The following is a 24,128-nucleotide window of genomic DNA, read 5'->3' as shown; positions in this document are numbered from 1 at the left end:
GCTCCTCCAGACAGGATCGTTGCTTCACCAAAAGCCGCGTGCGGGGTCTAGACCACCCCTGCGCGGCTTTTGCGTTATGGCCGAATTAACCCTGTTCCGCAATAGAGCCTCGCTGGGCCGTTTTGCATTAATTTGGCTGCCTGAAGACCCAAGCCGCCATATCGGCGCTCTGGCGGGCTTCCCTCGGCGAAATTGGGGTCCAATAGGCCACGAGTTCCCGTCCTAGTTGCGGTCTGGTTATGTTCTTGAGCTGCGTTCCATCGACACCGTTTGCTTGGTGTTCAAAAGTCAGCGCGCCGATGCTGGGCCTGATTCGTGGACGGCGTCCACACCGCTAAGGATTACGAAGGAGGGCAGCGGCTGGACCGCGCGAAGATATGAAATAGTGTCGACGCAAGCGCGGTCGACGCGTCGGCTGGAGAGCCGAAATGAAGAACGTAAGAAGAGTAATCCGTGGGACCGCTTACATCCCTGTCCATGATCCGGCGCACCCAGACATCGGCTGGGGCGTCCTGCGCAGACAGCTCGACGATACGACCAACAGTCTGCCGGCCTTCGTGCAAACCAAGCTGCAGCCCATGAAGCGTGAGATCCCCGGCGAAGCGTGGGAGCGGTCATGCTGGAGAGATGACGTGCTGTTGCCGCCGTCAGCAGTCGACGACCTTTACGATCCGCGGGTGCTGTGCGAGCGTTACGAGGCGACGGCGTTACCCGACCTCAAGAACCTGGCCCTCGTGATCACGATCCGGCTGCGCGGACCCAAACCGATGCATGTTCATTGGGAGCGGGTCAGGAGCTTCGCGCATCAGCGCTTCGCAACCGAAAGACGATTGGCCGTGATTCTAGTGGCCCATGTTCCGGCGCATGCCGGCAGCCGTGCAGCGAACCACATCCATCTTGTCGTCCCTGCGCGAGAACTCACAGCACAAGGCTTCGGCGCGGGGATCGGGCGCCTTGCCAGCGACCGAGGGCTACCTGAGATTGCTGGCGAGTGGGCCGCTTGGGCGTAGTGGCGATTTGCTTACGCACCGCAGCTATGATCGCTGACGACCGCCGACGTTCACCGTCGATCAACTCCCGGTGTGGGACATGGTGTGGGACACCGCTTTACCGGCGAACGGTTTAGTCGGGTAGTCACAACGACTTAGCAACGGTATGATGGTGGAGCCGAGGGGGATCGAACCCCTGACCTTTCGCATGCCATGCGAACGCTCTCCCAGCTGAGCTACGGCCCCATCTGCCGGGCTGGTTGGCCCCGGCAAGGCGCTGCCCCTAAAGAGGCACCGCCGCTTTGGCAAGCGGCCACGAGGGCCGCCTGCCAATTAACTCAATGCTCGTCCTGGTCGACCGGCGTTTCCACGCCGAGATCGTCGTCACCGCCCAGATCGACCTCGTCGTCGGGCGAGGGCTCTTCGTCTTCACCGGTGTCGATATCCTCGTCGTCGCCGGCGAGATCGTCGTCCTTCTTGACCAGATCGGGCTTGGCCTGCTCGAACGGCAGGGGCTGCTTGGATTTCAGGATCGGCTCAGGCGTCCAGGTCGAGCTGCATTCGATGCAGGTGACCGGATCTTCCTTGCCCAGATCGTAGAAGCGCGTTGCGCATTTCGGGCACGTTCTCTTCGTGCCCCATTCGGCCTTGACCATAGCCTTGGTTGAACCTTTCAACATATCGGGGTTTTGCGGGGGATGCCTGCAAAGTGGGGCGCGCCTTGCCATAGCACAAGCGCACTGTCAAAAGCCCGGCCGCATGTCGCACCCAACATCCCGCCCGCTCGACGTCCTGCCCTCTGGCCCCCTTTCGGGGCAGGTGACCGTGCCGGGCGACAAGTCGATCAGCCACCGCGCATTGATGCTGTCGGCGCTGGCGGTGGGCGAAAGCCGCGTCGAGGGGCTGCTGGAGGGCGAGGACGTGCTCGCCACGGCGGCTGCGATGCGGGCGATGGGCGCGCAGATCGAGCGCGGCGAGGACGGCGTGTGGCGCGTACACGGCGTCGGCGTGGGTGGTCTGATGCAGCCCGCCCAGGCGCTCGACATGGGCAATTCGGGCACCTCGACACGGCTGCTGATGGGGCTGGTCGCGAGCCACGACATCACCGCGACGTTCGTCGGCGACGCATCCTTGTCGGGCCGGCCGATGGGGCGCGTGATCGAGCCGCTGTCGCGCATGGGCGCCGACATCACCGCCAGCCCGGGCGGGCGCCTGCCGCTGATGGTGCGCGGCATCAGCCCGGCAGTGCCGATCGAGTACACGCTGCCGGTCGCATCGGCGCAGGTGAAGTCGGCGATCCTGCTCGCCGGGCTCAACACGCCGGGAATCACGCGCGTGATCGAGCCGGTAGCGACGCGCGATCATAGCGAACGGATGCTGGCCGGGTTCGGCGCGCACCTGACGGTCGAGGAAAGCGATGCCGGGCGGGTCATCTCGCTGACCGGCGAGGCCGAACTCAGGCCGCAGCATATCGTCGTGCCGGGCGATCCCTCCTCCGCCGCCTTCCTGGTCGTCGCCGCCACGATCGTGCCGGGATCGGATGTGGTGGTCACCAATGTCGGTCTCAATCCGACCCGGGCGGGCATCTACACGGCGCTGCGCATGATGGGCGCGGACATCGTCGAGCTCGACCCGCGACTCGTCGGTGGCGAGCCGGTCGCCGACCTGCGCGTGCGGCACGCGGCGCTGGCCGGGATCGAGGTGCCGGCCGAGCTGGCGCCGAGCATGATCGACGAATATCCGGTGCTGTTCGTCGCCGCTGCCTGCGCCGCCGGGCGCACGGTGGCACGCGGTGCGCATGAATTGCGGGTGAAGGAATCGGACCGTATCGCCCTGATGGAACGCGGCCTGACGCAGATCGGCGTGACGGTCACCGAACATGAGGATGGCCTAACGATCGAGGGCAGCGGCGGCGCGCCGCTCGCGGGCAGTGCCGAGGCCGTCGCCGTCGCGCTCGACCACCGCATCGCGATGAGCTTCATCGTCGCGGGGCTGGTATCGACGCAGGGCGTGCGGATCGACGATGCAGCGCCGATCGCGACGAGCTTTCCGGATTTCCTCGCGCTGATGGCCCGGCTCGGCGCCAGCATCGCATGAACATCGCCTCCGCCCGCCACGCCTTTGGGGTTGACCTGCCCGCGCACCGTCACATGGTGGCGGCATGATCATCGCCGTCGACGGACCCGCCGCATCGGGCAAGGGCACCATCGCCCGCGCCCTGGCGCGCCACTACAAGCTGCCGCAGCTCGACACCGGGCTGCTGTACCGCGCGGTGGCCGAAAGCGTCACCCGGATGGAGCTCGACCACGCCGTCGAAGCCGATGCCGTCGCGGCATGTGATTTCGACGACGCGCTGCTCGAAGATCCCGTGCTGCGCACCGACGAGGTCGGCAAGCTCGCCTCGATCGTGTCGGCGCACCCGCTGGTGCGCGCGGCATTGTTCCACCGCCAGCGCCGCTTCGCCAACCAGCCAGGGGGTGCGGTGCTCGATGGGCGCGACATCGGCACGGTGATCGCGCCGGATGCCGACGCCAAATTGTTCATCCGCGCCACGCCATCGATTCGCGCCAAGCGCCGCCACGCCGAACTGCGCGACAAGGGATCAGCGGTCAGCCTGGACAAGGTGCTCGCCGATATAGGCGCCCGCGACTTGCGCGACTCGACGCGCAGCACAGCGCCACTGGTGGCGGCGCAGGACGCCGCGCTGCTGGACACCAGCTTCCTGTCGATCGATGCATCGGTGCAGCGCGCGATCGAATTGGTGGAGCGGCAGGTTTCGTTGAAGGCTGAGCGGGAGGCGCATCGCTCCACATCATCGTAGCAGTTCCCCGGCGGAGGCCGGGGTCCAGTCGGGATGGCCGATGTAACCGGCGTCGTGCCTGCCAACGCATGTTCCGCCACTGGGCCCCGGCCTTCGCCGGGGAGCTGCCCTGATTGCCGGGCTGCACTCTCAGCCCCCTGCTCTCACCTTGCAATTTCCTCCTTCTTGCGTTAATGCTGTCTCCGTCCGGCGGGCTTTGCTCAACGGAGGGACGGCGCGGAGGTATGCTCTCGCGCCTTTTTCGCATTCGCGGGGCCCTTCTTGTCATCGTACCGATACGGATGCCGCGACCGGCACTCGGCCGCCGCGGCGTTTTGGCCAAGACCGCCGGAAACAACCGGCTGGCCGGAAACTAGACTTAGGACGATCCCTCTTTATGGCCACTCAGGCACATCCCACCCGTGACGATTTCGCAGCCATGCTCGACGAGCAGTTCGGCGGCGCCGACAGCTTCGAAGGCCGTGTCGTCAAGGGTACCGTTACCGGAATTGAGAACGACCTTGCCGTCATCGACGTCGGCTTGAAGTCGGAAGGCCGCGTGCCGCTGCGCGAATTCGCAGCGCCGGGCCAGAAGGCCGATCTGAAGATCGGTGACGAAGTCGAAGTCTATGTCGACCGCGTCGAGAACATCCACGGCGAAGCGATGCTGTCGCGCGACCGCGCTCGCCGCGAAGCCGCCTGGGACAAGCTGGAAACCGAATTCACCAAGACCGCCCGCGTCGAAGGCACGATCTTCGGCCGCGTGAAGGGTGGCTTCACCGTCGACCTGAACGGCGCCGTGGCGTTCCTGCCCGGTTCGCAGGTCGATATCCGCCCGGTCCGCGACGTGACCCCGCTGATGGACATCCCGCAGCCCTTCCAGATCCTGAAGATGGACCGCAAGCGCGGCAACATCGTCGTGTCGCGACGTGCGATCCTCGAAGAGACGCGCGCCGAGCAGCGTTCGGGCCTGATCCTGAGCCTCGCTGAAGGCCAGATCATCGACGGCGTGGTCAAGAACATCACCGATTACGGTGCGTTCGTTGACTTGGGCGGCATCGACGGCCTGCTGCACGTCACCGATCTCAGCTACAAGCGCGTCGGTCACCCGAGCGAAGTGCTGAACATCGGCGATGTCGTGAAGGTGCAGATCATTCGCATCAACAAGGACACGCAGCGTATCTCGCTCGGCATGAAGCAGCTCGAGAGCGATCCGTGGGATGGCGCGATGGCGAAGTACCCGATCGGCGCCAAGCTGTCGGGCCGCGTCACGAACATCACCGAATATGGTGCGTTCGTCGAGCTCGAGCCGGGCATCGAAGGCCTGGTCCATGTGTCGGAAATGTCCTGGACCAAGAAGAACGTCCATCCGGGCAAGATCGTCTCGACCTCGCAGGAAGTCGAAGTCATCGTGCTCGAAGTCGATTCGGACAAGCGCCGCATCAGCCTCGGCCTCAAGCAGGCGCAGGCCAATCCGTGGGATGCCTTCCTCGAAGCGCATCCGATCGGTTCGACCGTCGAAGGCGAAGTCAAGAACGCAACCGAATTCGGCCTGTTCATCGGCCTCGACAACGATGTCGACGGCATGGTCCACATGTCCGACATCGCCTGGGGCGTTTCGGGCGAGGACGCGCTCAACCTGCATCGCAAGGGTGAGACGGTTCAGGCCATCGTGCTCGATATCGATGCCGAGAAGGAGCGCATCTCGCTTGGCATGAAGCAGCTCGAGCGTGGCGCTCCGGCAGCCGGCGGCGTTGCCGCAGGCGGCACGACGGCAGCGGGTTCGGGCCTCAACAAGAACCAGATCGTCACGGTCACGGTTCTGGAAGTCCGCGATGCGGGCCTCGAAGTGCAGGTCGGCGACGACGGCGCGACGGGCTTCATCAAGCGCACCGATCTCGGCCGCGACCGCGACGAGCAGCGTCCGGAGCGTTTCCAGGTCGCACAGAAGTTCGACGCGATGGTCACCGGTTTCGACCGGTCCAAGAAGCCGACCTTCTCGATCAAGGCGATGCAGATCTCCGAAGAGAAGCAGGCCGTGGCGCAGTACGGTTCGTCCGACTCGGGCGCATCGCTGGGCGACATCCTGGGTGCAGCGCTCAAGGCACAGAACACCGACAAGAAGTAAGCTCTTGTCAGGCTGAAGCAGGTGGCGGGAGGGCGATGCCCTTCCGCCATTTGCGTTTCTAACAAATATTAACTCTCACGCGCCCTGTTATATTGAGCAAGATCAATATATAGGCGGCTAACATCCGTGGGGGATGTACGATGCGGCCGCGCCGTAACAGCCTTGTGGGGGCAACCAGATGATCCGATCCGAGCTCGTCGAGCGGCTGTCGCTGGAAAATCCAGATCTGTCGGCGCGCGACATCGAGGCGATCGTCGGCACCTTCTTCGACGAGATCAGCAAGCGCCTGGCGCAGGATGGTCGCGTGGAGCTGCGCGGCTTCGGCGCCTTTTCCACCCGCGCCCGCGATGCCCGCACCGGCCGCAACCCGCGCACCGGCGAGACGGTGGATGTCGAGGCCAAGCGCGTGCCCTATTTCAAGCCCGGCAAGGAAATGCGCGCGCGCCTGAACGTCGATTGATGCGTCGTAGCGGTTGACGGCGAGGCACTCTCCGCGCCACGAGAGCGCTCAAGCGGACGTGGCGGAATGGTAGACGCCGGAGACTTAAAATCTTCTGCCTTTCGAGGCGTGCGGGTTCGAGTCCCGCCGTCCGCACCACCATGCGACAGCAATCCCGTCGGCGGCCGATGCCGGTGGCGCCCCGGCCTTGCGACTGGCAGGGTGGACGGATGATGATCGGCATCCGCTGCGCCCCTCGCGGCTCCCTACCCTGGCGCCGTACCGCATCTTTTGCCGCCTTGCTGCTGATCACCACGGCCTGTGATCGCTGGCGCGATGCGGGCGAAGTCGTGGTCAGCGCGATCGGTGGCGATCTGACGCTGCGTGATCCGGCGCGGGGGCCGCAGGGCTTTGCCGCGCGCGTGATGATGGATGCCAGCGCGCAGGGCCTGGTGCGCTTCGATGCCGCCGGCCAGATCGAGCCGGGCATCGCCGAGCGTTGGACAGTGATCGACGATGGCATGAGCTACATCTTTCGCCTGCGCGACGCCGAATGGGCCGATGGGCAGCCGGTGACCGCGACGCAGGTCGTGGCCGTGCTCAAGCGACAGCTCGCCCAGCCATCGCGCAACCCGTTGCGGCCGTTCCTCAGCGCAATCGACGAGATCGTCGAGATGACTCCCGAAGTGATCGAGGTGCGGTTGAACCGACCACGGCCCGATCTGCTGAAATTATTCGCGCAGCCCGAACTGGCGATCTTCCGTACCCGCCCCCCCGGCGGCAGCGGCCCTTTGCGCATCGTCAGCCGCACACGCAGCGGCGCCCTGCTCCGGCACGGCGTGGATCCGACGCGCTCGCCGGACGAGATCGAGGCCGATGCGCCCGACGACGACGTCCGCCTGATCGCCGAACGTGCAGCGATGGCGATCGTGCGCTTTGCCGCGGGCAAATCCGATCTGGTGGCCGGGGGCACGGTCGCCGATTGGCCGCTGCTGGCACAGGCACGGATTGCGCCTGCCAACCGCCGCATCGATCCTGCAGCCGGGCTGTTCGGGCTTGTGGTGGCGAACCGGCAAGGCTTCCTGGCCGATCCGACAAATCGTGCCGCGCTCGCCGCGGCGATCGATCGCGGCGCGGTGACCGGCGCGATCCTGCCCGATTGGTCGTCGGTTACCCAGTTGCTGCCGGAGCAACTCGATTCCGCGGCGCCGCCGACCATCCCCGCCTGGGCCCCTGCCGCTTCATCGGCGCGCGTGCAGGCGGCGCGAGACATGGTGGCAAGCTGGCGCGCCGCACATCCGGAACCGCTTGCCCTGCGCATCGCATTGCCGGCGGGTCCGGGCGGCACCTTGTTGTACGCAGCGATCGGGCGCAGCCTGATCGCGATCGGCATCCGGCCGCTGCGCGTCGCGCCCGACGCGCAGGCCGATCTCCGCCTGATCGACGCGGTGGCCCCGTATGATAGCGCGCGCTGGTATCTCGCCACCGCCTGCGCGCCGTGCGGCGAGGCGGCGAGCGCCGCGATCGAAGCGGCACGCGCGGCCCCCGACGGCGCCTCGCGTGCGCAGTGGATCGCCGAGGCCGATGTCGCTCTGGACGCCGATGCCGCGTACATCCCGCTCGCCCGGCCGCTACGCTGGTCGCTGGTCGCCGGGCGGCTCACGGCGTGGCAGGGGAACCCGCGTGCCTGGCACCCGTTGAATCATCTCCGTAACGCCCCCAATTGAGCAACATGGCCAAAGCGACCCGACTTCACCCCGATCCCGCCGGCAAGATCGCCGCGATGATCCCGATCGGCCGCGATGCCGCAGCAGTGCGCCAGCGGATCGTCGCGATGGAACGCCTGCTGGAGGGGTTGTTCACCATTCCCGGCACCAACCGCAAGGTCGGGCTGGACGTCATCCTGGACGTGATCCCGGTGGGCGGCGATGTGGTGGCCGCCGCAATGGGCGCCTGGATGGTCTGGGAAGCGCGCAATCTGGGCATATCCAAGACACAGATCACCCGCATGTTCGGCAATGTCGGGGTGGACTTCCTGCTCGGGCTGGTGCCGTTCGTCGGCGCCGTGCCGGACTTCTTTTTCCGATCGAACACGCGCAACCTGCGGATCATCAAGAAGCATCTCGATCGGCATTATCCCGCGACTGCGGTGATCGATCAGGGCTGACGCCCGCCCCGGTGCCGTCACCCCGGAACAGGTCCGGGGTGACGCGTCATGTGCAAGGCAGGCGTAGCCCCCTTATCGCCGACCGCGCCAGATCTGCAGCGGCGTTTCCGCCGACAGGCCGCCCGAATTCGGCCGGCAACGCTCATAACGGTACGCCTTGTCGAGGCACAGCCACACCTCGTCGAGCCAGCCCTGATGCGTCGCCGTGACGCGGATCGCGCTGGCCGGCAGGCCCGGATTGCTCCGCGACAGCGCGCGCGCGAATACCCCTGCCGTCAGCGGCCCGCGTGACAGCGCATCCATGTCGGGATAGCGCAGCTTGGAGAACAAGCGCGTCGAAGAGCGGAAATAGGTGGCCGGAGTCGTCTTCATGCAGGTGCCGTGCTTTGCCCATTCATGCTGGATCAACTGCGGCGACGGCGTGGCGCAGATCGTGGCGCGGATCACCTGACGCGGGACGATGCCCGTCGCGGTGCAATATTGCGGCCACTCGGCCCCGGTGCCATCCGGCCACAGCCCGTGCAGCGTGAAGCCGAAGCGCCCCGTGTCGCATTGGAAGCGGGACGATGCATCGCCAACATGGTCGCGGCAATATTGCGGCGCCCAGGTGATGGCGAGCGTATAGCTGCCGATCGGCAGGATGCGCCTGGGCTGGCTGGCCGATGGCAGATCGGCGCGCGGTGTCGCGATCGTGCGTGGCACGGCGCAGCTATAAGCCTGCGCCTGGGCCACGCCCGGTGCCGCCGCCACGATCATGGCGGCAAAAGCGATCTTCAAGCAGCGTCTGCCTTGGTTTCGCCGAACCAGACCTTGGTATCCGGACGGAACAGCAGCCAGATCGCGATCACCTGCAGCACCGTCGATACGATGCCGAGGATGCCGCCAATGCCCTTGGGATAGGTGCCCATCGGCAGCGTGATCAGCAAACCGAGCAGGCCGAGCACGAGGAACACGGTGGCGATCCACTTGGCGACCGCACTGCCGCGCCGGGCGATGAAATACCACAGAGCCAGCGTGATCGCGAACCCGATCAGGGTGACGGCGGGCAGATACCAAGTGCCGAACATTGCCGCCTGCGGCGCAAGCTTGGCGGTGGTCGCCTGCCACGACATGGCCGTGTTGACCAAACCGATGGCGAACGCGCCGAGATAGCAGCGTTCGAAATTGACGATCGAAATCGGCCGGTTGTCCATGAACTTTCCCCCGTTAGTGACGACAGGAACTTACCGCGTCGGCGGCAGGGTGCAAGAGGCGGCCGTCAGCGGGTGGCGACGAAATCCAGCCCGATATCGGCGGCCGGCGCGGACTGCGTCAGTCGCCCGACGCTGACATAGGTAACCCCGGTGTCGGCAATCGCGCGGATCGTGTCGAGGCGCACGCCGCCCGAGGCCTCGGTCGGCACGCGGCCGCCGACGAGGGTGACCGCGCCGCGCAGGCTGGGCGGGTCCATATTGTCGAGCAGCAGGTGCGTCGCACCCGCCGCCAGCGCCGGTTCGATCTGGTCGATCGAATCGACCTCGACGATGATGCGCTGAATGCCGGCCGCCTTGGCGCGGCCGACCGCCGCCGCGACGTTGCCGGCCACGGCGACGTGATTGTCCTTGATCATCGCGGCATCCCACAGCCCCATGCGGTGATTGGTCGCGCCGCCCATCCGCGTGGCGTATTTCTCCAGCAGGCGCAGGCCGGGGATGGTCTTGCGCGTGTCGAGCAAGGTGGCGCCGGTGCCCAGGATCTTGTCGACATAGCCCCGCGTCATCGTGGCGATGCCGGACAGATGCTGCACGGTATTGAGCGCCGAGCGTTCCGCGGTGAGCATCGCGCGCGCGCGGCCTTCCAGCCGCATCAGATCGGTGCCGGCCGCGACCTTCTGCCCGTCCTCGACCAGCAACTCGATCCGCACGTCGGGATCGAGTGCGCGGAAGAATGCCTCGGCAATGCCGAGCCCTGCCACGACGATCGCATCGCGGCTGTCCATCACGCCGGTGAAGCGCGCCTCGGCCGGGATCACGGCGGCCGAGGTGATGTCGCCGACATCGCCGAGATCCTCGGCGAGCGTCGCCTGTACGAACGAGTCGAGATCGAAGCCGGGGAGGGAGAATGTCATGGTGCGCGCTGTGGCACAGGTGGCGGGCGGTAGGACAGTGGGTTTTGCGCGCCCGAGAACTGCTCCCCGGCGGAGGCCGGGGGCCAGTAGCGAAGGTCGCGGTACTGAGTCGCTGCGCCGGTTACCTCCTGGCCCGCGACAGGGCCCCGGCTTCGCCGGGGATCACTGGTTTAATCTGGCGCAAACCCTGTCTAAGACTCTGCCCGAGAAACAATTGCGAGACACCGATGCGCCTCCCTGCCCTGCTGCTTGCCACCGCTGCACTGCCCATTCTCCCCGTTGCCGCCAGGGCGCAGACCGTCACGACGGCCTCCAGCAGCGCAGTCGAACAGCGCTTTGCCGCGCTGTCCCAGCGCTATATCGACGGCATCGCCAAGTTCGCGCCGACCTATGGCACATCGCTCGGCGACCACCGCTTCGACGACCAGATCGGCGACGTTTCCGCCGCCGGCCGCGCGCAGGTGGTGGCGCATGACCGCGCGCTGCTCGCCGATCTCGCCAAGATCGATCGGCGCAAGCTCGGGCGCGAAGCGCAGGTCGATGCGGCGTTGCTCGACAATGCGTTGCGCTACGATCTATGGCAGATCGAGGTGCTGAAGAACTGGCGCTGGGATATCCAGATCTACAACGACACCGCAGGGGGTGCGTTGTACAGTCTGGCGGCACGCGATTTCGCCCCCTGGCCGCAGCGGCTGAAGGCAGCGACCGCGCGCATGGAGCGCATGCCCGCTTTCCTGGCCCAGGCGCGCGCGGAGATCGTTCCGGCGCTGGTGCCGCAGATCTTCGCCACCACCGTCGCCAAGCAGAATGGCGGCATGGTCGAGATCGCCGAGGGGATGCTCAGCCCCCACCGCGACGAACTGAACGCCGCCGAGCGCAAGCGCTTCGACGCCGCGCTTATCACGCTGAAGACCGCGGTCGCGGAACATCAGCAGTGGCTGGATACCGTGCTGGTACCACAGGCCAAGGGCGAGTTCCGACTGGGCGCCAAGCTGTACGACCAGAAGATGAAATACGCGCTGGTCTCCAACCTGACGCGGCCCGAGATCAAGGCCCGCGCCACCAATGCACTCGCCGAGACCCGCGCGCAGATGTACGGCCTCGCCCGCCAGGTATTGGCAGGCAAGCCGAACGCGCCTGCCCTCCCCGAACGGCCCAGCGCGGCGCAGCAGCAAGCCGCGATCGAGGCCGCGTTGCAGCTCAGCTACGCGCAGCGCCCGGCACGCGACGGGCTGATGGCCAAAGCCAAGCAGACGCTGGCGCAGGCAACCGATTTCGTGCGCGCCCGGAACTTGGTGACGATGCCCGATGCGCCCGTGAAGATCATCACCATGCCCAAGTTCCAGCAGGGCGTGGCAGTGGCCTATTGCGACAGCCCGGGCCCGCTCGAGACCAGCCTCGACACCTTCTACGCGATCTCGCCGATTCCGGACGAATGGACCGACGCCCAGGCGACCTCGTTCCTCAGCGAATATAACGATTACATGATTCAGGATCTCAGCATCCACGAGGCGATGCCGGGCCATTATCTGCAGATCGCGCATGGCAACCAGTACAAGTCGGTGCTGCGGGCGGTGCTGTCGTCGGGGCCGTTCGTCGAAGGCTGGGCTGTCTATGCCGAAGGCATGATGATGGACGAAGGTTACATGAACGGCGATCCGCTGTTCAAGCTGACCGTGCTCAAGATGCGACTGCGCTCGATCACCAACTCGCTGCTCGACATCGGCATCCAGACCGAAGGGCTGACGCGGGAGCAGGCGATGACGATGATGATGCAGGGCGCGTTCCAGCAGGAGCGCGAGGCGGCCGGCAAATGGGTCCGCGCGAGCCTGGGGTCGACGCAGTTGCTGAGCTATTTCACCGGCTATAGCGAGCATGTCGCGATGCGCGCGGAAGCGAGGAAGCGGCAGGGAGCGGCGTTCGACCTGAAGACGTATAACGACGCTGTGCTGGCGCATGGCTCGCCGCCTGCGCGCTATGCGCGGCAGCTGATGTTCGGCCTGCCGATCAGCTGAGCGTTCGGGGCGGCGTTACGCAGCCCGGAATAACTTGCTCCCCGGCGAAGGCCGGGGCCCAGGTGGGAAGGTGGTGGTGAGGCGCGGTGCGCACGCCACTGCCGTTCCACGACTGGACCCCGGCCTCCGCCGGGGAACAGCTTGTTCTACCGAACCCCGAGCGCCAGCAGCAGATCGGGCGTGATCGCCGCGGTGACTGGCAGCCCCTGCGCCTTGCGAAACGCAAGGATCGCCGCCCGCGTGCGGCTGCCGACGACGCCATCGGGATTGCCGCAGTCGTACCCCCGCCGCACGAGCGCGGCCTGCACTTTCCACGCCTGCGATCCCGCGACCGGCGGCTTGCCGACGACGAATGGCCACAGCCTGGCGAACCACTGCCGCCGCTCCTCCAGCCCGACCGACCCGCCATTGATCAGCCGCGTGACAAGCGCGAGATCGTTGCGGTCGGCGGCGGCGTTACACGCCTTGTCGCTCCATTCCGCCAGTGCGGGTTTCAGCGCATGTTCCGCGCTGGTGACGAGATCGGGATCGTCCTCGAACGCCACGCCGCAACGCTCTCCGAACCGGCGATAGGCGGCGCGCCCGGTGGTCTGCAGGATGCCGCGGCCGCGGTATGTCCAGCCGTCCAGCGTCTCGGGCGCGCCGTTACCCATGCGATTGCCGTAGACGAGGCTGAACAACGCGACTCCGCCATCGATCCGGCATTGCGCGGCCATCGCCACGCAGTCCGCGCGGCTGGCGAAATAGCGGTGACAATTGCCGCTATCCCACATCCGCCCCAGCGCACGCGCGCTGTACGCGCCGCTTTCCACCTTCAGCGTCAACGCCGCCGTCTCGTGCAGCGCCTGCGTCATGAAATGCGTCAGCCGGAGCGGCGTCGTGACGCCCGCCCCGGCGAGCAGGCCCTCGCGATCGGCGAAGGCGCGCACATATGAAGCGGCTGCCTTCGGTGCGAAACGAGTGACGATGTCGTGCGCGCTGACCATGAACCTTCCCCTTGCTGCCCAGGGAGAAGGTCGGCACGTCAGGCGTGTCCGGCAAGGACGGTGGCGGCCCGGCCCGATCGATTGTTGGAAGCCGCGCTGCCCGTGGCCGGGTTCAGTCGCCCGTCACCCGAAGAGGCCCCAGGTCGCCCATGCCGACGGTGCCGCTCGCCATCGCCAGCATCGCATCCAGGCTCTTCTTGGCCTGCAGTCGCAGCCCTTCCTCGATCTCGATGCGCGGCTGCAGGTCGCGTAGCGCGACGTACAGTTTCTCCAGCGTGTTGAGCGCCATGTACGGGCAGATGTTGCAGTTGCAGTTCCCATCAGCGCCGGGCGCGCCGATGAAGTTCTTGAGCGGCGCGGCTTTCTCCATCTGGTGGATGATGTGCGGCTCGGTCGCGACGATCAGCGTGTCGCCCGGCATCGTATCGGCATAGGCCAGGATGCCGCTGGTCGAGCCGACATAATCGGCATGGTCGAGAATGTAGGGCGGGCATTCGGGATGCGCCGCGACCGGCGCGCCGGGATGCTGCAGCTGCAGCTTGAGCAATTCGGTCTCGCTGAACGCCTCGTGCACGATGCACACGCCCGGCCACAACAGCATGTCGCGCCCGGTCTTCCGCGCGAGGTAGCCGCCGAGATTCTTGTCCGGCCCGAAGATGATCGGCTGGTCGAGCGGGATTTGACTCAGGATCTTCTCCGCTGACGAGCTGGTGACGATCACGTCGGAGAGCGCCTTCACCTCGGTCGAGCAGTTGATATAGGTCAGCGCGATGTGGTCGGGATGCGCCTCGCGGAACGCCTTGAACTGGTCGGGCGGGCAGCTGTCTTCCAGGCTGCACCCGGCATTCATGTCGGGCAGCACGACGATCTTGTCGGGGCTCAGGATCTTCGCCGTCTCGGCCATGAAGCGTACGCCGCAGAAGGCGATCACGTCGGCATCGGTCGCCGCGGCCTTCTTCGACAGATCGAGGCTGTCGCCGACGAAATCGGCCAAATCCTGGATTTCAGGCTTCTGGTAATAATGCGCGAGAATGACCGCGTTCTTTTCCGTGCGCAGCCGATCGATCTCGGCACGCAGGTCGAGCCCCGTCAGCGTGCCGCCGATACCGTTCCGTGCGTCCATCGTGCCATCCTTGTGCGACCGTTGCCGGTCACATGGACGCGGGCCGCCCCGCGATCAAGGGAGCGTCGGGAAATGGCGGATAGGCCAGCGGCGCGACGTCGGCGCCGGGCGAGCCGGCCGTGACGACGCGATAAAGCGCCGCGCCGACCGGCGAATATGTGATTGCGTCGGTCAGCGCGGTCGAGCCGACTACCACGCCGATGCCCCAGACGAACGCCGGATGCACCGCGCCGCGTCGGCGCCAATCGTGCACCACGCCGAGCAGCGGAAAGATCATCACCGCAAGGAACGTCACCTCGAAGGCATAGGGTATCAGGAGGGGCATCGGCAGCAGCCGACCAAAGGCCGGCCCAAGCAACAACGCCATGCCGCAAAAGTGCAGCCGCCGGTGCCATTCCGTCTGGCGGCGCTTGACGATCGCCGCCGCGGTCAGCCCGGCAAAGGCGAAAATGTTGACCGGGTTGAGCACGACGAACTGCAGCGGCGTGAAGAAGAACGGCGCATGCCCCAGCCGCACCAGCCGCACGGTGACGAAGATGCCCATCACCACCATCGCGATGGTCCAGCCCGCAGCGATCCAGCCCAGCCGCTGATGCAGACGCAGCGATCCGCTCGCCGCGAACACGTTCTGCAGCACGTAGATCGCCACCCAGCCCATGAAGACCACGGCATGGACATGGACCACTACGGGCGCGGCGAAGGTCGAGCGTCCCATGACGAATTGAAGCGAGAAGCCGGCGAGGACGACGAATGCCATCGCAAAGCTGGTGGTGAGAAAGAAGCGGTCCCGCTGCACGGCACCCCGCGCCGGTGCGACGATCGTGGCCAATGTTCATCCCCCGATGACACTCATACCCGAGGCCGGACAGTATCACGGAAGCGGCGGCAAATCCACGTCAGAAGCGGTTGGCGATCACGTCTTCAGGGGCGGTGCTGATGTCCCAGCGGTCGTCCGGTCCCGCACGTTCGAAGGGAAAGACGATCGCCACGCGCACGTTGCCGATGCCCGCCGCTTCCAACGGAGCGCCAAGCAATTTGGCAAGCGCACGCTGGGCATTCTCGCGCGCCGCCGCGATGCGCTCGGGCTTGCGCGCCTCGCTCGTGGCGGTGCGCCGCGCACCGACCGACACCTGGCGCGCCAATGCTTCGGCGGCGGCGCGGGTGACGAACAGGCCGCGCGTTTCGCTGATGCTCGTCACGCTCTCATCGACGTTGGGTGCGCCGACGGTGACGTCCGGCGCCATGATCGTCAGCACGCGATCGGCTTGGTTCCAGCGGTACTTGCTGGCGTCCATGCGCGCCAGATCGACGAAATAGTCGACGCTGAACGGCGCCTTCACCACCTTGTCCGATGCCAGCATGCCAAAGCCCCGCACGTCGCTGGCCGTGCTCTGCACGGTGCCGGAGAGCGACCCGACCTTCAGCGCGCTGGCGCCGGTGAAGGTCGCGCGGACGATGCGGTCGATCGCCACGCCATCGTCGCGGCGCTCGACGACATATTTCTCGCTGTATTTGTCATAGCCGACCTTGGCGATCACCACCGCGAAGACGATCGCGATGATCGCCGCCACCAACGTCGCGATCGGGCGATTGGGCTGCGGCTCGGCCATCAGACGCTCGCCCCCACCGGCAGCGACCAGAGATCGCCGCCATGCACCGTCAGCCCGCGATCGGCGAGGTCGATCAGGTGCGCCAGCACGGATCGCTCGGCGGCCGGGAAGAGCCGCCGGTCGATGCCGACATACATCGCCGCCACCATCTGCGGGATCGTGCGCGGTTCTTGCGCCAACAGGCACAAGATCTGGCCCTCGCGCTGCTTGCGGTGGCCGATCATGCCGCGCACCAGGCGCTTGGGATTGTCGACCGGATCGCCATGCCCGGGATAATAGATGCGGTCGTCGCGCGTCTGCAGCTTTTCCAGGCTGCGCAGGTAATCGCCCATATTGCCGTCGGGCGGCGAGACGATGCTGGTCGACCAGCCCATCACATGATCGCCGCTGAACGAGGCACCCGTTTCCGGCAGCGCGAAGCACAGGTGATTGGAAGTATGACCCGGCGTGGCAATCGCGGTGAGCGTCCAGCCCTGCCCGGCGACGCTGTCGCCATCGGCGAGCACGCGGTCGGGCGCATAATCACGATCGAACGCCGCGTCGGCGCGGATGCCGTCATCGTCCATCGCAAGCGGGGCGCACCCGACGATTGGCGCACCGGTGGCCGCCTGCAGCGCGCGCGCGCCGGGGCTATGGTCGCGGTGCGTGTGCGTGATGACGATCGCGGTCAGCGGGCGCCCGGCGAGCGCGTCGAGGATCGCCTGGGTGTGGCTCGCGTCCTCGGGGCCGGGATCGATCACCGCCAGATCGGCAGTCCCGACGAGATAGGTCTGCGTGCCGGTATAGGTGTAGGGCGACGCATTTGGGGCCAGCAGCCGGGCGACCAGGGGTTCGAGCGTCTGCGGCACGCCGGGCTGTTGATCGCTCATGCCATTCGAGATGGCGTTTTCGCCAGTCTGGCGCAAGCCTTGTGCGGATACGGCACCCAGCCCGCCACTGGCGCATTTCCGGCGTTACCGATGCTGACGACCGACCAACCGCTACCGGCCTGCCCCGGCGGCGGCGTATCGATCAATCACCCCGGTCCATCTGGCTGCGCACCTCGGCAAGCCCCTGCTCGATGCCCTTCAGCGCCTCGCGACGCTGATCGTTCGTCATTCCGGCATTGTTCTGGATCGTGGAGCGCGCCGCGCGCAGGCCGGACAGCGCGCCTTCCAATGCCGTGCGGCGTATCTCGGCACTGTTCCCGGCGAGTGCCGCGCCGCGTGCGGCGGCGGCCTGGATGCGGTTGTTGCAGATGACGATGCGGCGCTTGCCGTCGGTGACCTCGTTGATGACCACCTCCTTGTCCCCAGCCTGCCCTGCGCAATCGCGCGACGAGATTTCGGGCATGGTCCAGTTCTGCACATGCTCCTTCCCGTCCTTGTCGCGCGTCACGATCTTGACGTTGCTGACGGTCTTGCCGTCGCCGCCGGTCGTCCGGATGGTCGTCACCTCGCGGCGGTCGATCCGCTTGCCGTCGCTGTGGGTCGTCGTGGTCGTCATCACCTGACGATCCTTGCCGACCTGCTGCGGCAGCGCTGGCGGCATGGGCGGTTCCGGCAGCTCGGCTGCCTGGGGCGGCACCGGCAGTTCCGCGGCCGTGGGTGCCGCCGCACCTACCGCCGGCGTTGGCGGGGCAGTGTCGAGTGCCGCCCAATCGACGTCCTTGGCCCAATTCACGCCGGTCGCCCGCTCGACGCCATCACGCACCGATGCCGCGGCCTGCGTGCCCGACGCAGTGAGGCCGAGCGCGGTCAGCGTCAGTGTAGCGACTGCCGCCGCACCGCCGATCATGCGGCCACGGCTGGTCTTGTTGGTGGTCAACATCTTCAATCTCCCTTTCAGGTCGTCGATCGTGTGCAGATGACAGGCAGCGGACACGGCGCCGCCATGCGCCGATTTGACGATCGCGCAGGCATAGCTGTGGCGGGCGATGGCCGAGAGGCCGGCGAGCACGCGGGCGTCGTTGGCGATCTCCTGGTCGGCGCGGAACGCGCGGAACGCGCGCCAGGCGATCGGATTGAACCAGTGCAGCGCCAGCACGCCGAGGGCCAGCCAGTTGGCGAACAGGTCGCCGCGGGCATGGTGGCCAAGCTCGTGCGCCAGCGCCAGGTCGCGCTCCTCCTGGTCGTAGCGTTCGATGAAGTCGCGCGGGAAGGCGACATATTTGCGCAGGATGCCAAAGGCGAGCGGGCCGTTGGCCGCCCCGGTCTCGATCAGGTGGATGCCGCCGTCGATCTCGCTACCGCGGATCTGATGGGTCAGCATGCGCCGGCAGAAGCGCAGATGCTGCGTGGTGTGCCAGGCGAGAAAGGCCAGCGCGCCGGCGACCCACAAGGCGACCAGGATCGGCACGAGCAGCGCGATACTGTCGCTTTCGGTGGTCGCGGACGCGAGACCCAGGGGTTCGGCGACATAGATCGTGATCGTCTGGCCGGCAGCGGCGATCGGCGCCGTGGCGACCTCGCGCCACGAAGCGGGCAGCGGCGGCAGCAACAGGCGCAGCAGCGGCAGCGCCCACAATGCATAGGCGACGTCCGGCCCGAAGGCGCGTCGTACCGGCGCGCGCAGCAGCAGGACCAGCACCATCAGCACGGCAGAGGCGACCAGCGCCTCGATCAGCCAGCCGATCATGCCTTTAACCCCTTCAGCAACGCCTCGATCTCGGCGATGTCGCTGGCGGTCAGTTCGTCGCGTTCCGCCAGATGGGCGACGAGCGGCGTCAGCTTGCCGCCGAACAGCCGGTCCATCAGCTTGCGCGATTCGCCCGTCACGTAATCGCCGCGTTCGACCAGCGGACGGTACAGATAGCGCCTGCCCTCCTCCTGGTGGGCGATGACGTTCTTGGCGAGCAGCCGCCCAAGCAACGTCTTCACCGTATTGGCCGACCAATCGCGCCCCGCCGGGATGCGTTCGGCGACATCCTGGGCGGTGAGGGGACTTTCGTCCCACAGCACCTCCATCACGGCATGTTCCGCGTCGCTGATCCGCTCGGCCATATCGACTCGCTCCGTACTGACTACGGGTGTAATCGTCTAGAACTACGCTTGTAGTCAATAGCGTTCTTCCGACCCATTAACGCGGGCAAACGCTGCAGAATGGGTGGAGCCCTCCCTGATCGTCACCCCGGACTTGTTCCGGAGTCCACCACTCCGAAAAATCGATGGCTTTGAGGATGTGGCGCGGTAGACCCCGCCACAAGTCGGTCATCGTACCGCCGGACATGGTCCACCTCGTCATCCCCGCGCAGGCGGGGATCCATACCGGCTGTCTTCGCGCCTGAAGTGCCGACTCCGAGTCTATGGATCCCCGCCTGCGCGGGGATGACGAATCATGCTCGAACGGGCTAGCCGCTGAACAGTCCGGGGTGACGGCGGTGGTGCTGTGACGTACAGGTGACGGCTGCTCCAAACGACGCCCCAAGCAACAGCGCGCACCGCGACAGGCGTTGACCAAAACCCCGCCCCCCGCCTATCCGCTTTGCCACCACCGCCCGAGGATGCGCCGATGAAGAAGATCTTTCCCGATGCCGCCGCCGCGCTGGAAGGCGTGCTGTTCGACGGGATGACGATCTGCGCCGGCGGGTTCGGCCTGTCGGGCATTCCCGAACGGCTGATCGACGCCATTCAGGCCGCCGGCACCACCGGCCTGACGATCGCCTCGAACAATGCCGGGATCGACGGCGAGGGTCTCGGCAAGCTGCTGCGCACGCGCCAGGTCAAGAAGATGATCAGCTCCTATGTCGGCGAGAACAAGGAATTCGAACGGCAATATCTGAGCGGCGAGCTGGAGGTGGAATTCTGCCCGCAGGGCACGCTGGCCGAGCGCTGCCGCGCGGGCGGCGCGGGTATTCCGGGCTTCTACACCAAGACCGGCGTCGGCACGCTGGTGGAGGAGGGCAAGGAAGTGAAGAATTTCGACGGCGAGGACTATATCCTCGAACGCGGCATCCGCGCCGATCTCGCGATCATCAAGGGCTGGAAGGCGGACGAGAGCGGCAATCTGATCTTCCGCAAGACCGCGCGCAATTTCAACGCGCCGATGGCCACGGCGGGCAAGATCTGCGTCGCCGAGGTCGAGGAGATCGTCCCCGTCGGCAGCCTCGATCCGGACTGCATCCATTTGCCCGGCGTCTATGTGAACCGGCTGATCCTCGGCAGCCCCTACGACAAGAAGATCGAATTCCGCACCACGCGCGAGCGAGTGGCGGCATGAACGTGCGGATCGCCGCGATTGCGCTGGCCAGCGCCAGCCTGATGCTGCCCGGGTGCATCGCCGCCATCGTTCCGGTCGCCGCGGCCGGCGCGATCGGGGGCAAGCAAGCGCTCGGCCGGAACCAGGCCGCCGCGCAGGCCCCAAGCGACAAGAGCGCCCGCAAGGCGGAACGCCGGCAGCTGAAGGATCAGCGGCGGCGCGACAAGGATGAGCGCAAGCGCGCGCAGGGCACGGCCAGCGCGCCGTACGTGGTGCCGTCGGCCACGCCGGCACAGCCCACGGCATCGGCCGTGCCCGGCGGGATGCAATATCTCTACGCCTCGGGGGAGGCCGCCGCGGTCAGCATGCAGGCGTATCTGCAGCTGATGAACTATCTGCTTGCCGCGTCGTCGGACGGGTCGGTCGGCCATCCGGTGCAGTCGGTCGTGCTGGCACCGGGCACGACGCTCGCCCAGGGCAAGTTCATGCCGTGCGGCAAGAAGCCGCTCGCCATGGTGCTCGACGTCGACGAGACGGCGATCCTCAATACCGGTTTCGAGGGCGATCAGGTGACGCAGGGCGGCGCCTACGACCAGCAGCGCTGGGAAGCGTGGGAACGCTCCGCCACCGCCGCCCAGGTCGAGGCCGTGCCGGGGGCGATCAGCGCGGTGAACGTGGCGCGTGGCGCAGGGATTGCCGTGGTGTTCAACTCCAACCGCACTGCCGCCTATGCCGCGCAGACCAGTGCGTTGCTGGCCGCGGCCGGCTTTGGCAAAGTGGTGCACGGCGACACGTTGTGGCTGCAGGGCGATGCCGGCACGGGCTCTGGCAAGGATGCCCGCCGCGCGGCGATCGCCGCCAAATATTGCGTCGTCGCGATGGTCGGCGATCAGCTCGGCGATTTCAGCGACCTGTTCAACGACGGCACCAGCCTGGCCGAGCGCCGCCGCCTTATCACCTCGCGCGAAGTGCAGACGATGTGGGGGCATGGCTGGTTCATCCTGCCCAACCCCGTCTACGGCACCGGCGTGCGCGGCGGCGTGGACGAGGTCTTCCCGCCGGCCACACGCTGGACCCCCGATACGCCGCAGGAGAATAAGTGATGCCCTGGACCCGTGACCAGATGGCCGCCCGCGCGGCGCAGGAATTGCAGGACGGCTTCTACGTCAATCTCGGCATCGGCATCCCGACGCTCGTCGCCAACCACATTCCCGAGGGCGTGACGGTGACGTTGCAGTCGGAGAACGGCATGCTCGGCATCGGCCCGTTCCCCTATGAAGGGGAGGAAGACGCCGACCTGATCAACGCCGGCAAGCAGACGATCAGCGAGCTGCCGCAATCGGCCTATTTCGGCTCCGACCAGAGCTTCGCGATGATCCGCGGCGGCCATATCGACCTGACGGTGCTGGGCGCGATGGAAGTCAGCGAGAAGGGAGACATCGCCAATTGGATGATCCCCGGCAAGATGATCAAGGGCATGGGTGGCGCGATGGATCTCGTCGCCGGGGTCAAGAAGATCATCGTCGTGATGGAGCATGCGTCCAAGGGTGGCGATCCGAAGTTCGTGCCCGAATGCACGCTGCCGCTGACCGGCAAGAATGTCGTCGACATGGTGATCACCGAGCTCGCCGTGTTCCAGCGCCCGGATCACGACAGCCCGTTCAAGCTGATCGAATGCGCGCCGGGCGTCACGCCCGAGGATGTCGCGGCGAAGACCACCGGGCATTATGTGAGCTGACGCCCACCCCACAGCCACCGTCATCCCGGACTTGTTCCGGGGTCCACCAAGCGGTTGCGGACGTGCCGGGTTATTGAGCGCTGCCGGTGCGGCGCAGTGGACCCCGGAACAAGTCCGGGGTGACGACGAGGAACCAAGTGCATGACCCTCACCCTGATCACCGCCAACCGCAACTATTCGAGCTGGTCGCTGCGCCCCTGGGTGCTGATGAAGGCGCTCGACATCCCGTTCGCGGACAAGGTCGAGCCGTTCGCCGCGGCGGACAATTACGACGCGTTCCGGGAATTCTCGCCGACCGGCCAGGTGCCGATCCTGCTGGATGGTGACCGCGTCGTGTGGGATTCGCTCGGTATCACCTTGTACCTCGCCGAGCGCTTTCCGGGCGTCTGGCCGCAGGACGAGGCGGCGCGCGCCTGGGCGATATGCGCGGTGTGCGAGATGCATGGCGGCTTTGCGGCGCTCAGGAACGAATGCACCATGAACGTCGGCGTCCGCGTGCGCACCGGCCCGCCGTCCACCGCGCTCCACCGCAACGTCGCGCGGCTGGCCGAATTGTGGGCCGAGGGCATCGAACGCTTCGGCGGGCCGTGGCTGGCCGGCCCCGACTTCAGCGCGGTCGACGCCTTCTTCGCCCCGGTCGTGTACCGCGTGCGGACCTATGACCTGCACGTCGGCGCGGTCGGCAGCTTGTGGGTCGAGCGCATGCTCCACCACCCGGCGATGCGCGACTGGGAAGCGGCGGCGCTGACCGAAGCGTGGCGCGAGGAAAGCCACGAGGCCGAACTCGCCGCCGCCGGCACGATCATCGCCGATCACCGCGCCGACTGATGCGCGTCCTGCTCACCGGCTCGAGCGGCTGGCTGGGCCGCTTCCTCGCACCCCGCTTGCGTGCGGCCGGGCATATGGTGACCGGGCTGGACGTGGCGGCCGGCGCGGACACCGACGTGATCGGCAGCGTCGCCGATCGACCGCTGGTCGACCGCCTGTTCGGCGAGCGGGGCATCGAGGCGGTGATCCATGCGGGCGCGCTGCACAAGCCGGACATCGTGCGCTATCCCAATCAGGCGTTCGTCGACGTCAACACCAGCGGCACGCTCAACCTGCTCGAAGCCGCGGTGGCGGCAAAGGCGAGCCGCTTCGTGTTCACGTCGACCACCTCGCTGATGATCTCCACTGCCATTCGCGAGGGCCGGGGCGACGCGGCGATGTGGATCGACGAGACCATGGCCCCGCTCGAACCCCGCAACATCTATGGCGTGACCAAGCTGGCGGCCGAGCAATTGTGCGGCCTGATCCACGCCGAGCACGGCCTGCCGATCGTGATCCTGCGCACCGCGCGCTTCTTCCCGGAGGATGACGATACGCATGCCGAGCCGTCCGGCGAGAACATGAAGGCCAATGAGTTGCTCCACCGCCGCCTGACTGTGCACGATGCCGCCGCCGCGCATCTCGCGGCGCTGGAGCGCGCACCGGCCATCGGGTTCGGCACCTTCATCGTCTCCGCCACCACGCCGTTCGCGCGCGACGAGACGACAGCGCTGAAGCGCGACGCGCCCGCGGTGATCGCCCGCCACTTCCCCGACGCCGCAGCCTTGTATGCGAAGGCGGGTTGGACGCTGCCGGCCAGCATCGACCGCGTCTACGACTCAGCCCTGGCCGATCGGGTGCTGGGCTTCCGCTGCAAAACGAGCTTCGGCGACGTGCTGGCCGCCTTGCGCGACGGCCGTCCGCTGCCCGCCGAGCACGACCCGTCCTACATCTCGCCCAAGGAATGAGGCACGGGACCCGCTTCCCAGCCGTCACCCCCCACTTGTTCCGGGGTCCACCGACCCGCAAACGCAACGCTTCGT

24 protein-coding genes and 2 tRNA genes are annotated in these 24,128 nt (G+C 66.7%); 14 read left to right on the top strand and 12 right to left on the bottom strand.

The annotated features are described in order from the left end of the window. Nucleotides 1–428 precede the first annotated feature (428 nt). Entirely contained in the window at nucleotides 429–1,010 is a 582-nt protein-coding gene (locus NV382_RS18310) for a hypothetical protein (RefSeq protein WP_260598226.1), read from the top strand. Nucleotides 1,011–1,159: 149 nt separating this feature from the next. Here the strand turns inward: NV382_RS18310 and NV382_RS18305 are convergent. Together NV382_RS18305 and NV382_RS18300 are read right to left on the bottom strand one after the other, a co-directional pair. Then, nucleotides 1,160–1,235 (bottom strand) — tRNA-Ala (locus tag NV382_RS18305). A gap of 92 nt (nucleotides 1,236–1,327) precedes the next feature. Beyond that, nucleotides 1,328–1,645, bottom strand: a complete 318-nt coding sequence (locus NV382_RS18300; RefSeq protein ID WP_260600477.1) for an FYDLN acid domain-containing protein — start codon at nucleotides 1,643–1,645, stop codon at nucleotides 1,328–1,330. Nucleotides 1,646–1,748: 103 nt separating this feature from the next. Here NV382_RS18300 and aroA point away from each other — a divergent pair, with 103 nt between their 5' ends. The 7 genes from aroA (at nucleotide 1,749) to NV382_RS18265 (ending at nucleotide 8,523) form a co-directional block, all read left to right on the top strand. Continuing rightward, complete coding sequence (gene aroA / locus NV382_RS18295) at nucleotides 1,749–3,086, top strand: 3-phosphoshikimate 1-carboxyvinyltransferase (RefSeq protein WP_260598225.1); 1,338 nt, start codon at nucleotides 1,749–1,751, stop codon at nucleotides 3,084–3,086. 64 nt (nucleotides 3,087–3,150) lie between these two features. Beyond that, nucleotides 3,151–3,810 (top strand): (d)CMP kinase, encoded by a 660-nt coding sequence (gene cmk / locus NV382_RS18290; protein ID WP_260598223.1) that lies wholly within the window; start codon nucleotides 3,151–3,153, stop codon nucleotides 3,808–3,810. 376 nt (nucleotides 3,811–4,186) lie between these two features. Continuing rightward, entirely contained in the window at nucleotides 4,187–5,917 is a 1,731-nt protein-coding gene (rpsA, locus tag NV382_RS18285) for a 30S ribosomal protein S1 (protein ID WP_260598221.1), read from the top strand. Nucleotides 5,918–6,095: 178 nt separating this feature from the next. Continuing rightward, nucleotides 6,096–6,377 (top strand): integration host factor subunit beta, encoded by a 282-nt coding sequence (gene ihfB, locus NV382_RS18280; RefSeq protein WP_260598220.1) that lies wholly within the window; start codon nucleotides 6,096–6,098, stop codon nucleotides 6,375–6,377. Nucleotides 6,378–6,429: 52 nt separating this feature from the next. Then, a tRNA-Leu gene (locus tag NV382_RS18275) sits at nucleotides 6,430–6,515 on the top strand. Between the two features lie 71 nt (nucleotides 6,516–6,586). Further along, nucleotides 6,587–8,083 (top strand): ABC transporter substrate-binding protein, encoded by a 1,497-nt coding sequence (locus tag NV382_RS18270; protein ID WP_260598218.1) that lies wholly within the window; start codon nucleotides 6,587–6,589, stop codon nucleotides 8,081–8,083. Nucleotides 8,084–8,088: 5 nt separating this feature from the next. Then, entirely contained in the window at nucleotides 8,089–8,523 is a 435-nt protein-coding gene (locus tag NV382_RS18265) for a DUF4112 domain-containing protein (RefSeq protein WP_260598217.1), read from the top strand. 72 nt (nucleotides 8,524–8,595) lie between these two features. On the opposite strand, the gene NV382_RS18260 is transcribed toward NV382_RS18265, so the two are convergent. The 3 genes from NV382_RS18260 to nadC form a co-directional block, all read right to left on the bottom strand. Further along, nucleotides 8,596–9,300, bottom strand: coding sequence for a ribonuclease T2 family protein (locus NV382_RS18260; RefSeq protein ID WP_418066711.1), 705 nt, complete (start codon nucleotides 9,298–9,300; stop codon nucleotides 8,596–8,598). Further along, nucleotides 9,297–9,716 (bottom strand): hypothetical protein, encoded by a 420-nt coding sequence (locus NV382_RS18255; protein ID WP_260598215.1) that lies wholly within the window; start codon nucleotides 9,714–9,716, stop codon nucleotides 9,297–9,299. The genes NV382_RS18260 and NV382_RS18255 overlap by 4 nt, the downstream gene beginning before the upstream one ends. Before the next feature lie 65 nt (nucleotides 9,717–9,781). Then, nucleotides 9,782–10,630, bottom strand: coding sequence for a carboxylating nicotinate-nucleotide diphosphorylase (gene nadC, locus NV382_RS18250; RefSeq protein WP_260598214.1), 849 nt, complete (start codon nucleotides 10,628–10,630; stop codon nucleotides 9,782–9,784). A 227-nt stretch (nucleotides 10,631–10,857) separates the two neighbouring features. On the opposite strand from nadC, the gene NV382_RS18245 reads away from it, so the two are divergent. Then, a complete protein-coding gene (locus tag NV382_RS18245; protein ID WP_260598213.1) occupies nucleotides 10,858–12,645 on the top strand; it encodes a DUF885 domain-containing protein in 1,788 nt (595 codons plus the stop codon). Nucleotides 12,646–12,791: 146 nt separating this feature from the next. Here the strand turns inward: NV382_RS18245 and NV382_RS18240 are convergent, their stop codons facing one another. The 7 genes from NV382_RS18240 to NV382_RS18210 form a co-directional block, all read right to left on the bottom strand. Further along, nucleotides 12,792–13,631 (bottom strand): peptidoglycan-binding protein, encoded by an 840-nt coding sequence (locus NV382_RS18240; protein WP_260598211.1) that lies wholly within the window; start codon nucleotides 13,629–13,631, stop codon nucleotides 12,792–12,794. A gap of 112 nt (nucleotides 13,632–13,743) precedes the next feature. Then, complete coding sequence (gene nadA, locus NV382_RS18235) at nucleotides 13,744–14,754, bottom strand: quinolinate synthase NadA (RefSeq protein ID WP_260598210.1); 1,011 nt, start codon at nucleotides 14,752–14,754, stop codon at nucleotides 13,744–13,746. Between the two features lie 28 nt (nucleotides 14,755–14,782). Beyond that, nucleotides 14,783–15,583: a hypothetical protein gene (locus tag NV382_RS18230; RefSeq protein ID WP_260598209.1), complete on the bottom strand. Its 801-nt coding sequence runs from the start codon at nucleotides 15,581–15,583 to the stop codon at nucleotides 14,783–14,785. Nucleotides 15,584–15,650: 67 nt separating this feature from the next. Further along, a complete protein-coding gene (locus NV382_RS18225) occupies nucleotides 15,651–16,364 on the bottom strand; it encodes a DUF4230 domain-containing protein (RefSeq protein WP_260598208.1) in 714 nt (237 codons plus the stop codon). Further along, nucleotides 16,364–17,233, bottom strand: a complete 870-nt coding sequence (locus tag NV382_RS18220) for an MBL fold metallo-hydrolase (protein ID WP_260598207.1) — start codon at nucleotides 17,231–17,233, stop codon at nucleotides 16,364–16,366. The genes NV382_RS18225 and NV382_RS18220 overlap by 1 nt, the downstream gene beginning before the upstream one ends. A gap of 142 nt (nucleotides 17,234–17,375) precedes the next feature. Beyond that, nucleotides 17,376–18,980: a M56 family metallopeptidase gene (locus tag NV382_RS18215; protein ID WP_260598205.1), complete on the bottom strand. Its 1,605-nt coding sequence runs from the start codon at nucleotides 18,978–18,980 to the stop codon at nucleotides 17,376–17,378. Next, on the bottom strand, nucleotides 18,977–19,345 hold the full coding sequence (locus NV382_RS18210) for a BlaI/MecI/CopY family transcriptional regulator (protein ID WP_260598203.1): 369 nt from the start codon (nucleotides 19,343–19,345) through the stop codon (nucleotides 18,977–18,979). The genes NV382_RS18215 and NV382_RS18210 overlap by 4 nt, the downstream gene beginning before the upstream one ends. Before the next feature lie 508 nt (nucleotides 19,346–19,853). Between NV382_RS18210 and NV382_RS18205 the strand changes: the two genes are divergently transcribed. From NV382_RS18205 to NV382_RS18185, 5 genes are all read left to right on the top strand, one after another. Further along, nucleotides 19,854–20,561: a CoA transferase subunit A gene (locus NV382_RS18205; RefSeq protein WP_260598202.1), complete on the top strand. Its 708-nt coding sequence runs from the start codon at nucleotides 19,854–19,856 to the stop codon at nucleotides 20,559–20,561. Then, entirely contained in the window at nucleotides 20,558–21,643 is a 1,086-nt protein-coding gene (locus NV382_RS18200) for a 5'-nucleotidase, lipoprotein e(P4) family (RefSeq protein WP_260598201.1), read from the top strand. Before NV382_RS18205 ends, NV382_RS18200 begins: the two co-directional genes overlap by 4 nt. After that, nucleotides 21,643–22,278: a CoA transferase subunit B gene (locus NV382_RS18195; RefSeq protein ID WP_260598199.1), complete on the top strand. Its 636-nt coding sequence runs from the start codon at nucleotides 21,643–21,645 to the stop codon at nucleotides 22,276–22,278. Before NV382_RS18200 ends, NV382_RS18195 begins: the two co-directional genes overlap by 1 nt. A 141-nt stretch (nucleotides 22,279–22,419) precedes the next feature. Then, nucleotides 22,420–23,106: a glutathione S-transferase family protein gene (locus NV382_RS18190; protein WP_260598198.1), complete on the top strand. Its 687-nt coding sequence runs from the start codon at nucleotides 22,420–22,422 to the stop codon at nucleotides 23,104–23,106. Continuing rightward, nucleotides 23,106–24,053 (top strand): NAD-dependent epimerase/dehydratase family protein, encoded by a 948-nt coding sequence (locus tag NV382_RS18185; RefSeq protein WP_260598196.1) that lies wholly within the window; start codon nucleotides 23,106–23,108, stop codon nucleotides 24,051–24,053. The genes NV382_RS18190 and NV382_RS18185 overlap by 1 nt, the downstream gene beginning before the upstream one ends. Nucleotides 24,054–24,128: the final 75 nt, after the last annotated feature.

The organism is Sphingomonas endolithica (assembly GCF_025231525.1).
Lineage (GTDB): Bacteria > Pseudomonadota > Alphaproteobacteria > Sphingomonadales > Sphingomonadaceae > Sphingomonas > Sphingomonas endolithica.
Note: the sequence above shows the minus strand (reverse complement) of the source record. Positions and strands in the feature narration are given on the sequence as shown.

Bases quoted from the DNA above. Each gene is read 5' to 3' on its own strand.
- NV382_RS18310 (WP_260598226.1), top strand. From the start codon at position 429: ATGAAGAACGTAAGAAGAGTAATCCGTGGGACCGCTTACATCCCTGTC.
- NV382_RS18300 (WP_260600477.1), bottom strand. From the start codon at position 1,645: ATGGTCAAGGCCGAATGGGGCACGAAGAGAACGTGCCCGAAATGCGCA.
- aroA (WP_260598225.1), top strand. From the start codon at position 1,749: ATGTCGCACCCAACATCCCGCCCGCTCGACGTCCTGCCCTCTGGCCCC.
- cmk (WP_260598223.1), top strand. From the start codon at position 3,151: ATGATCATCGCCGTCGACGGACCCGCCGCATCGGGCAAGGGCACCATC.
- rpsA (WP_260598221.1), top strand. From the start codon at position 4,187: ATGGCCACTCAGGCACATCCCACCCGTGACGATTTCGCAGCCATGCTC.
- ihfB (WP_260598220.1), top strand. From the start codon at position 6,096: ATGATCCGATCCGAGCTCGTCGAGCGGCTGTCGCTGGAAAATCCAGAT.
- NV382_RS18270 (WP_260598218.1), top strand. From the start codon at position 6,587: ATGATGATCGGCATCCGCTGCGCCCCTCGCGGCTCCCTACCCTGGCGC.
- NV382_RS18265 (WP_260598217.1), top strand. From the start codon at position 8,089: ATGGCCAAAGCGACCCGACTTCACCCCGATCCCGCCGGCAAGATCGCC.
- NV382_RS18255 (WP_260598215.1), bottom strand. From the start codon at position 9,716: ATGGACAACCGGCCGATTTCGATCGTCAATTTCGAACGCTGCTATCTC.
- nadC (WP_260598214.1), bottom strand. From the start codon at position 10,630: ATGACATTCTCCCTCCCCGGCTTCGATCTCGACTCGTTCGTACAGGCG.
- NV382_RS18245 (WP_260598213.1), top strand. From the start codon at position 10,858: ATGCGCCTCCCTGCCCTGCTGCTTGCCACCGCTGCACTGCCCATTCTC.
- NV382_RS18240 (WP_260598211.1), bottom strand. From the start codon at position 13,631: ATGGTCAGCGCGCACGACATCGTCACTCGTTTCGCACCGAAGGCAGCC.
- nadA (WP_260598210.1), bottom strand. From the start codon at position 14,754: ATGGACGCACGGAACGGTATCGGCGGCACGCTGACGGGGCTCGACCTG.
- NV382_RS18225 (WP_260598208.1), bottom strand. From the start codon at position 16,364: ATGGCCGAGCCGCAGCCCAATCGCCCGATCGCGACGTTGGTGGCGGCG.
- NV382_RS18220 (WP_260598207.1), bottom strand. From the start codon at position 17,233: ATGAGCGATCAACAGCCCGGCGTGCCGCAGACGCTCGAACCCCTGGTC.
- NV382_RS18215 (WP_260598205.1), bottom strand. From the start codon at position 18,980: ATGATCGGCTGGCTGATCGAGGCGCTGGTCGCCTCTGCCGTGCTGATG.
- NV382_RS18210 (WP_260598203.1), bottom strand. From the start codon at position 19,345: ATGGCCGAGCGGATCAGCGACGCGGAACATGCCGTGATGGAGGTGCTG.
- NV382_RS18205 (WP_260598202.1), top strand. From the start codon at position 19,854: ATGAAGAAGATCTTTCCCGATGCCGCCGCCGCGCTGGAAGGCGTGCTG.
- NV382_RS18200 (WP_260598201.1), top strand. From the start codon at position 20,558: ATGAACGTGCGGATCGCCGCGATTGCGCTGGCCAGCGCCAGCCTGATG.
- NV382_RS18195 (WP_260598199.1), top strand. From the start codon at position 21,643: ATGCCCTGGACCCGTGACCAGATGGCCGCCCGCGCGGCGCAGGAATTG.
- NV382_RS18190 (WP_260598198.1), top strand. From the start codon at position 22,420: ATGACCCTCACCCTGATCACCGCCAACCGCAACTATTCGAGCTGGTCG.
- NV382_RS18185 (WP_260598196.1), top strand. From the start codon at position 23,106: ATGCGCGTCCTGCTCACCGGCTCGAGCGGCTGGCTGGGCCGCTTCCTC.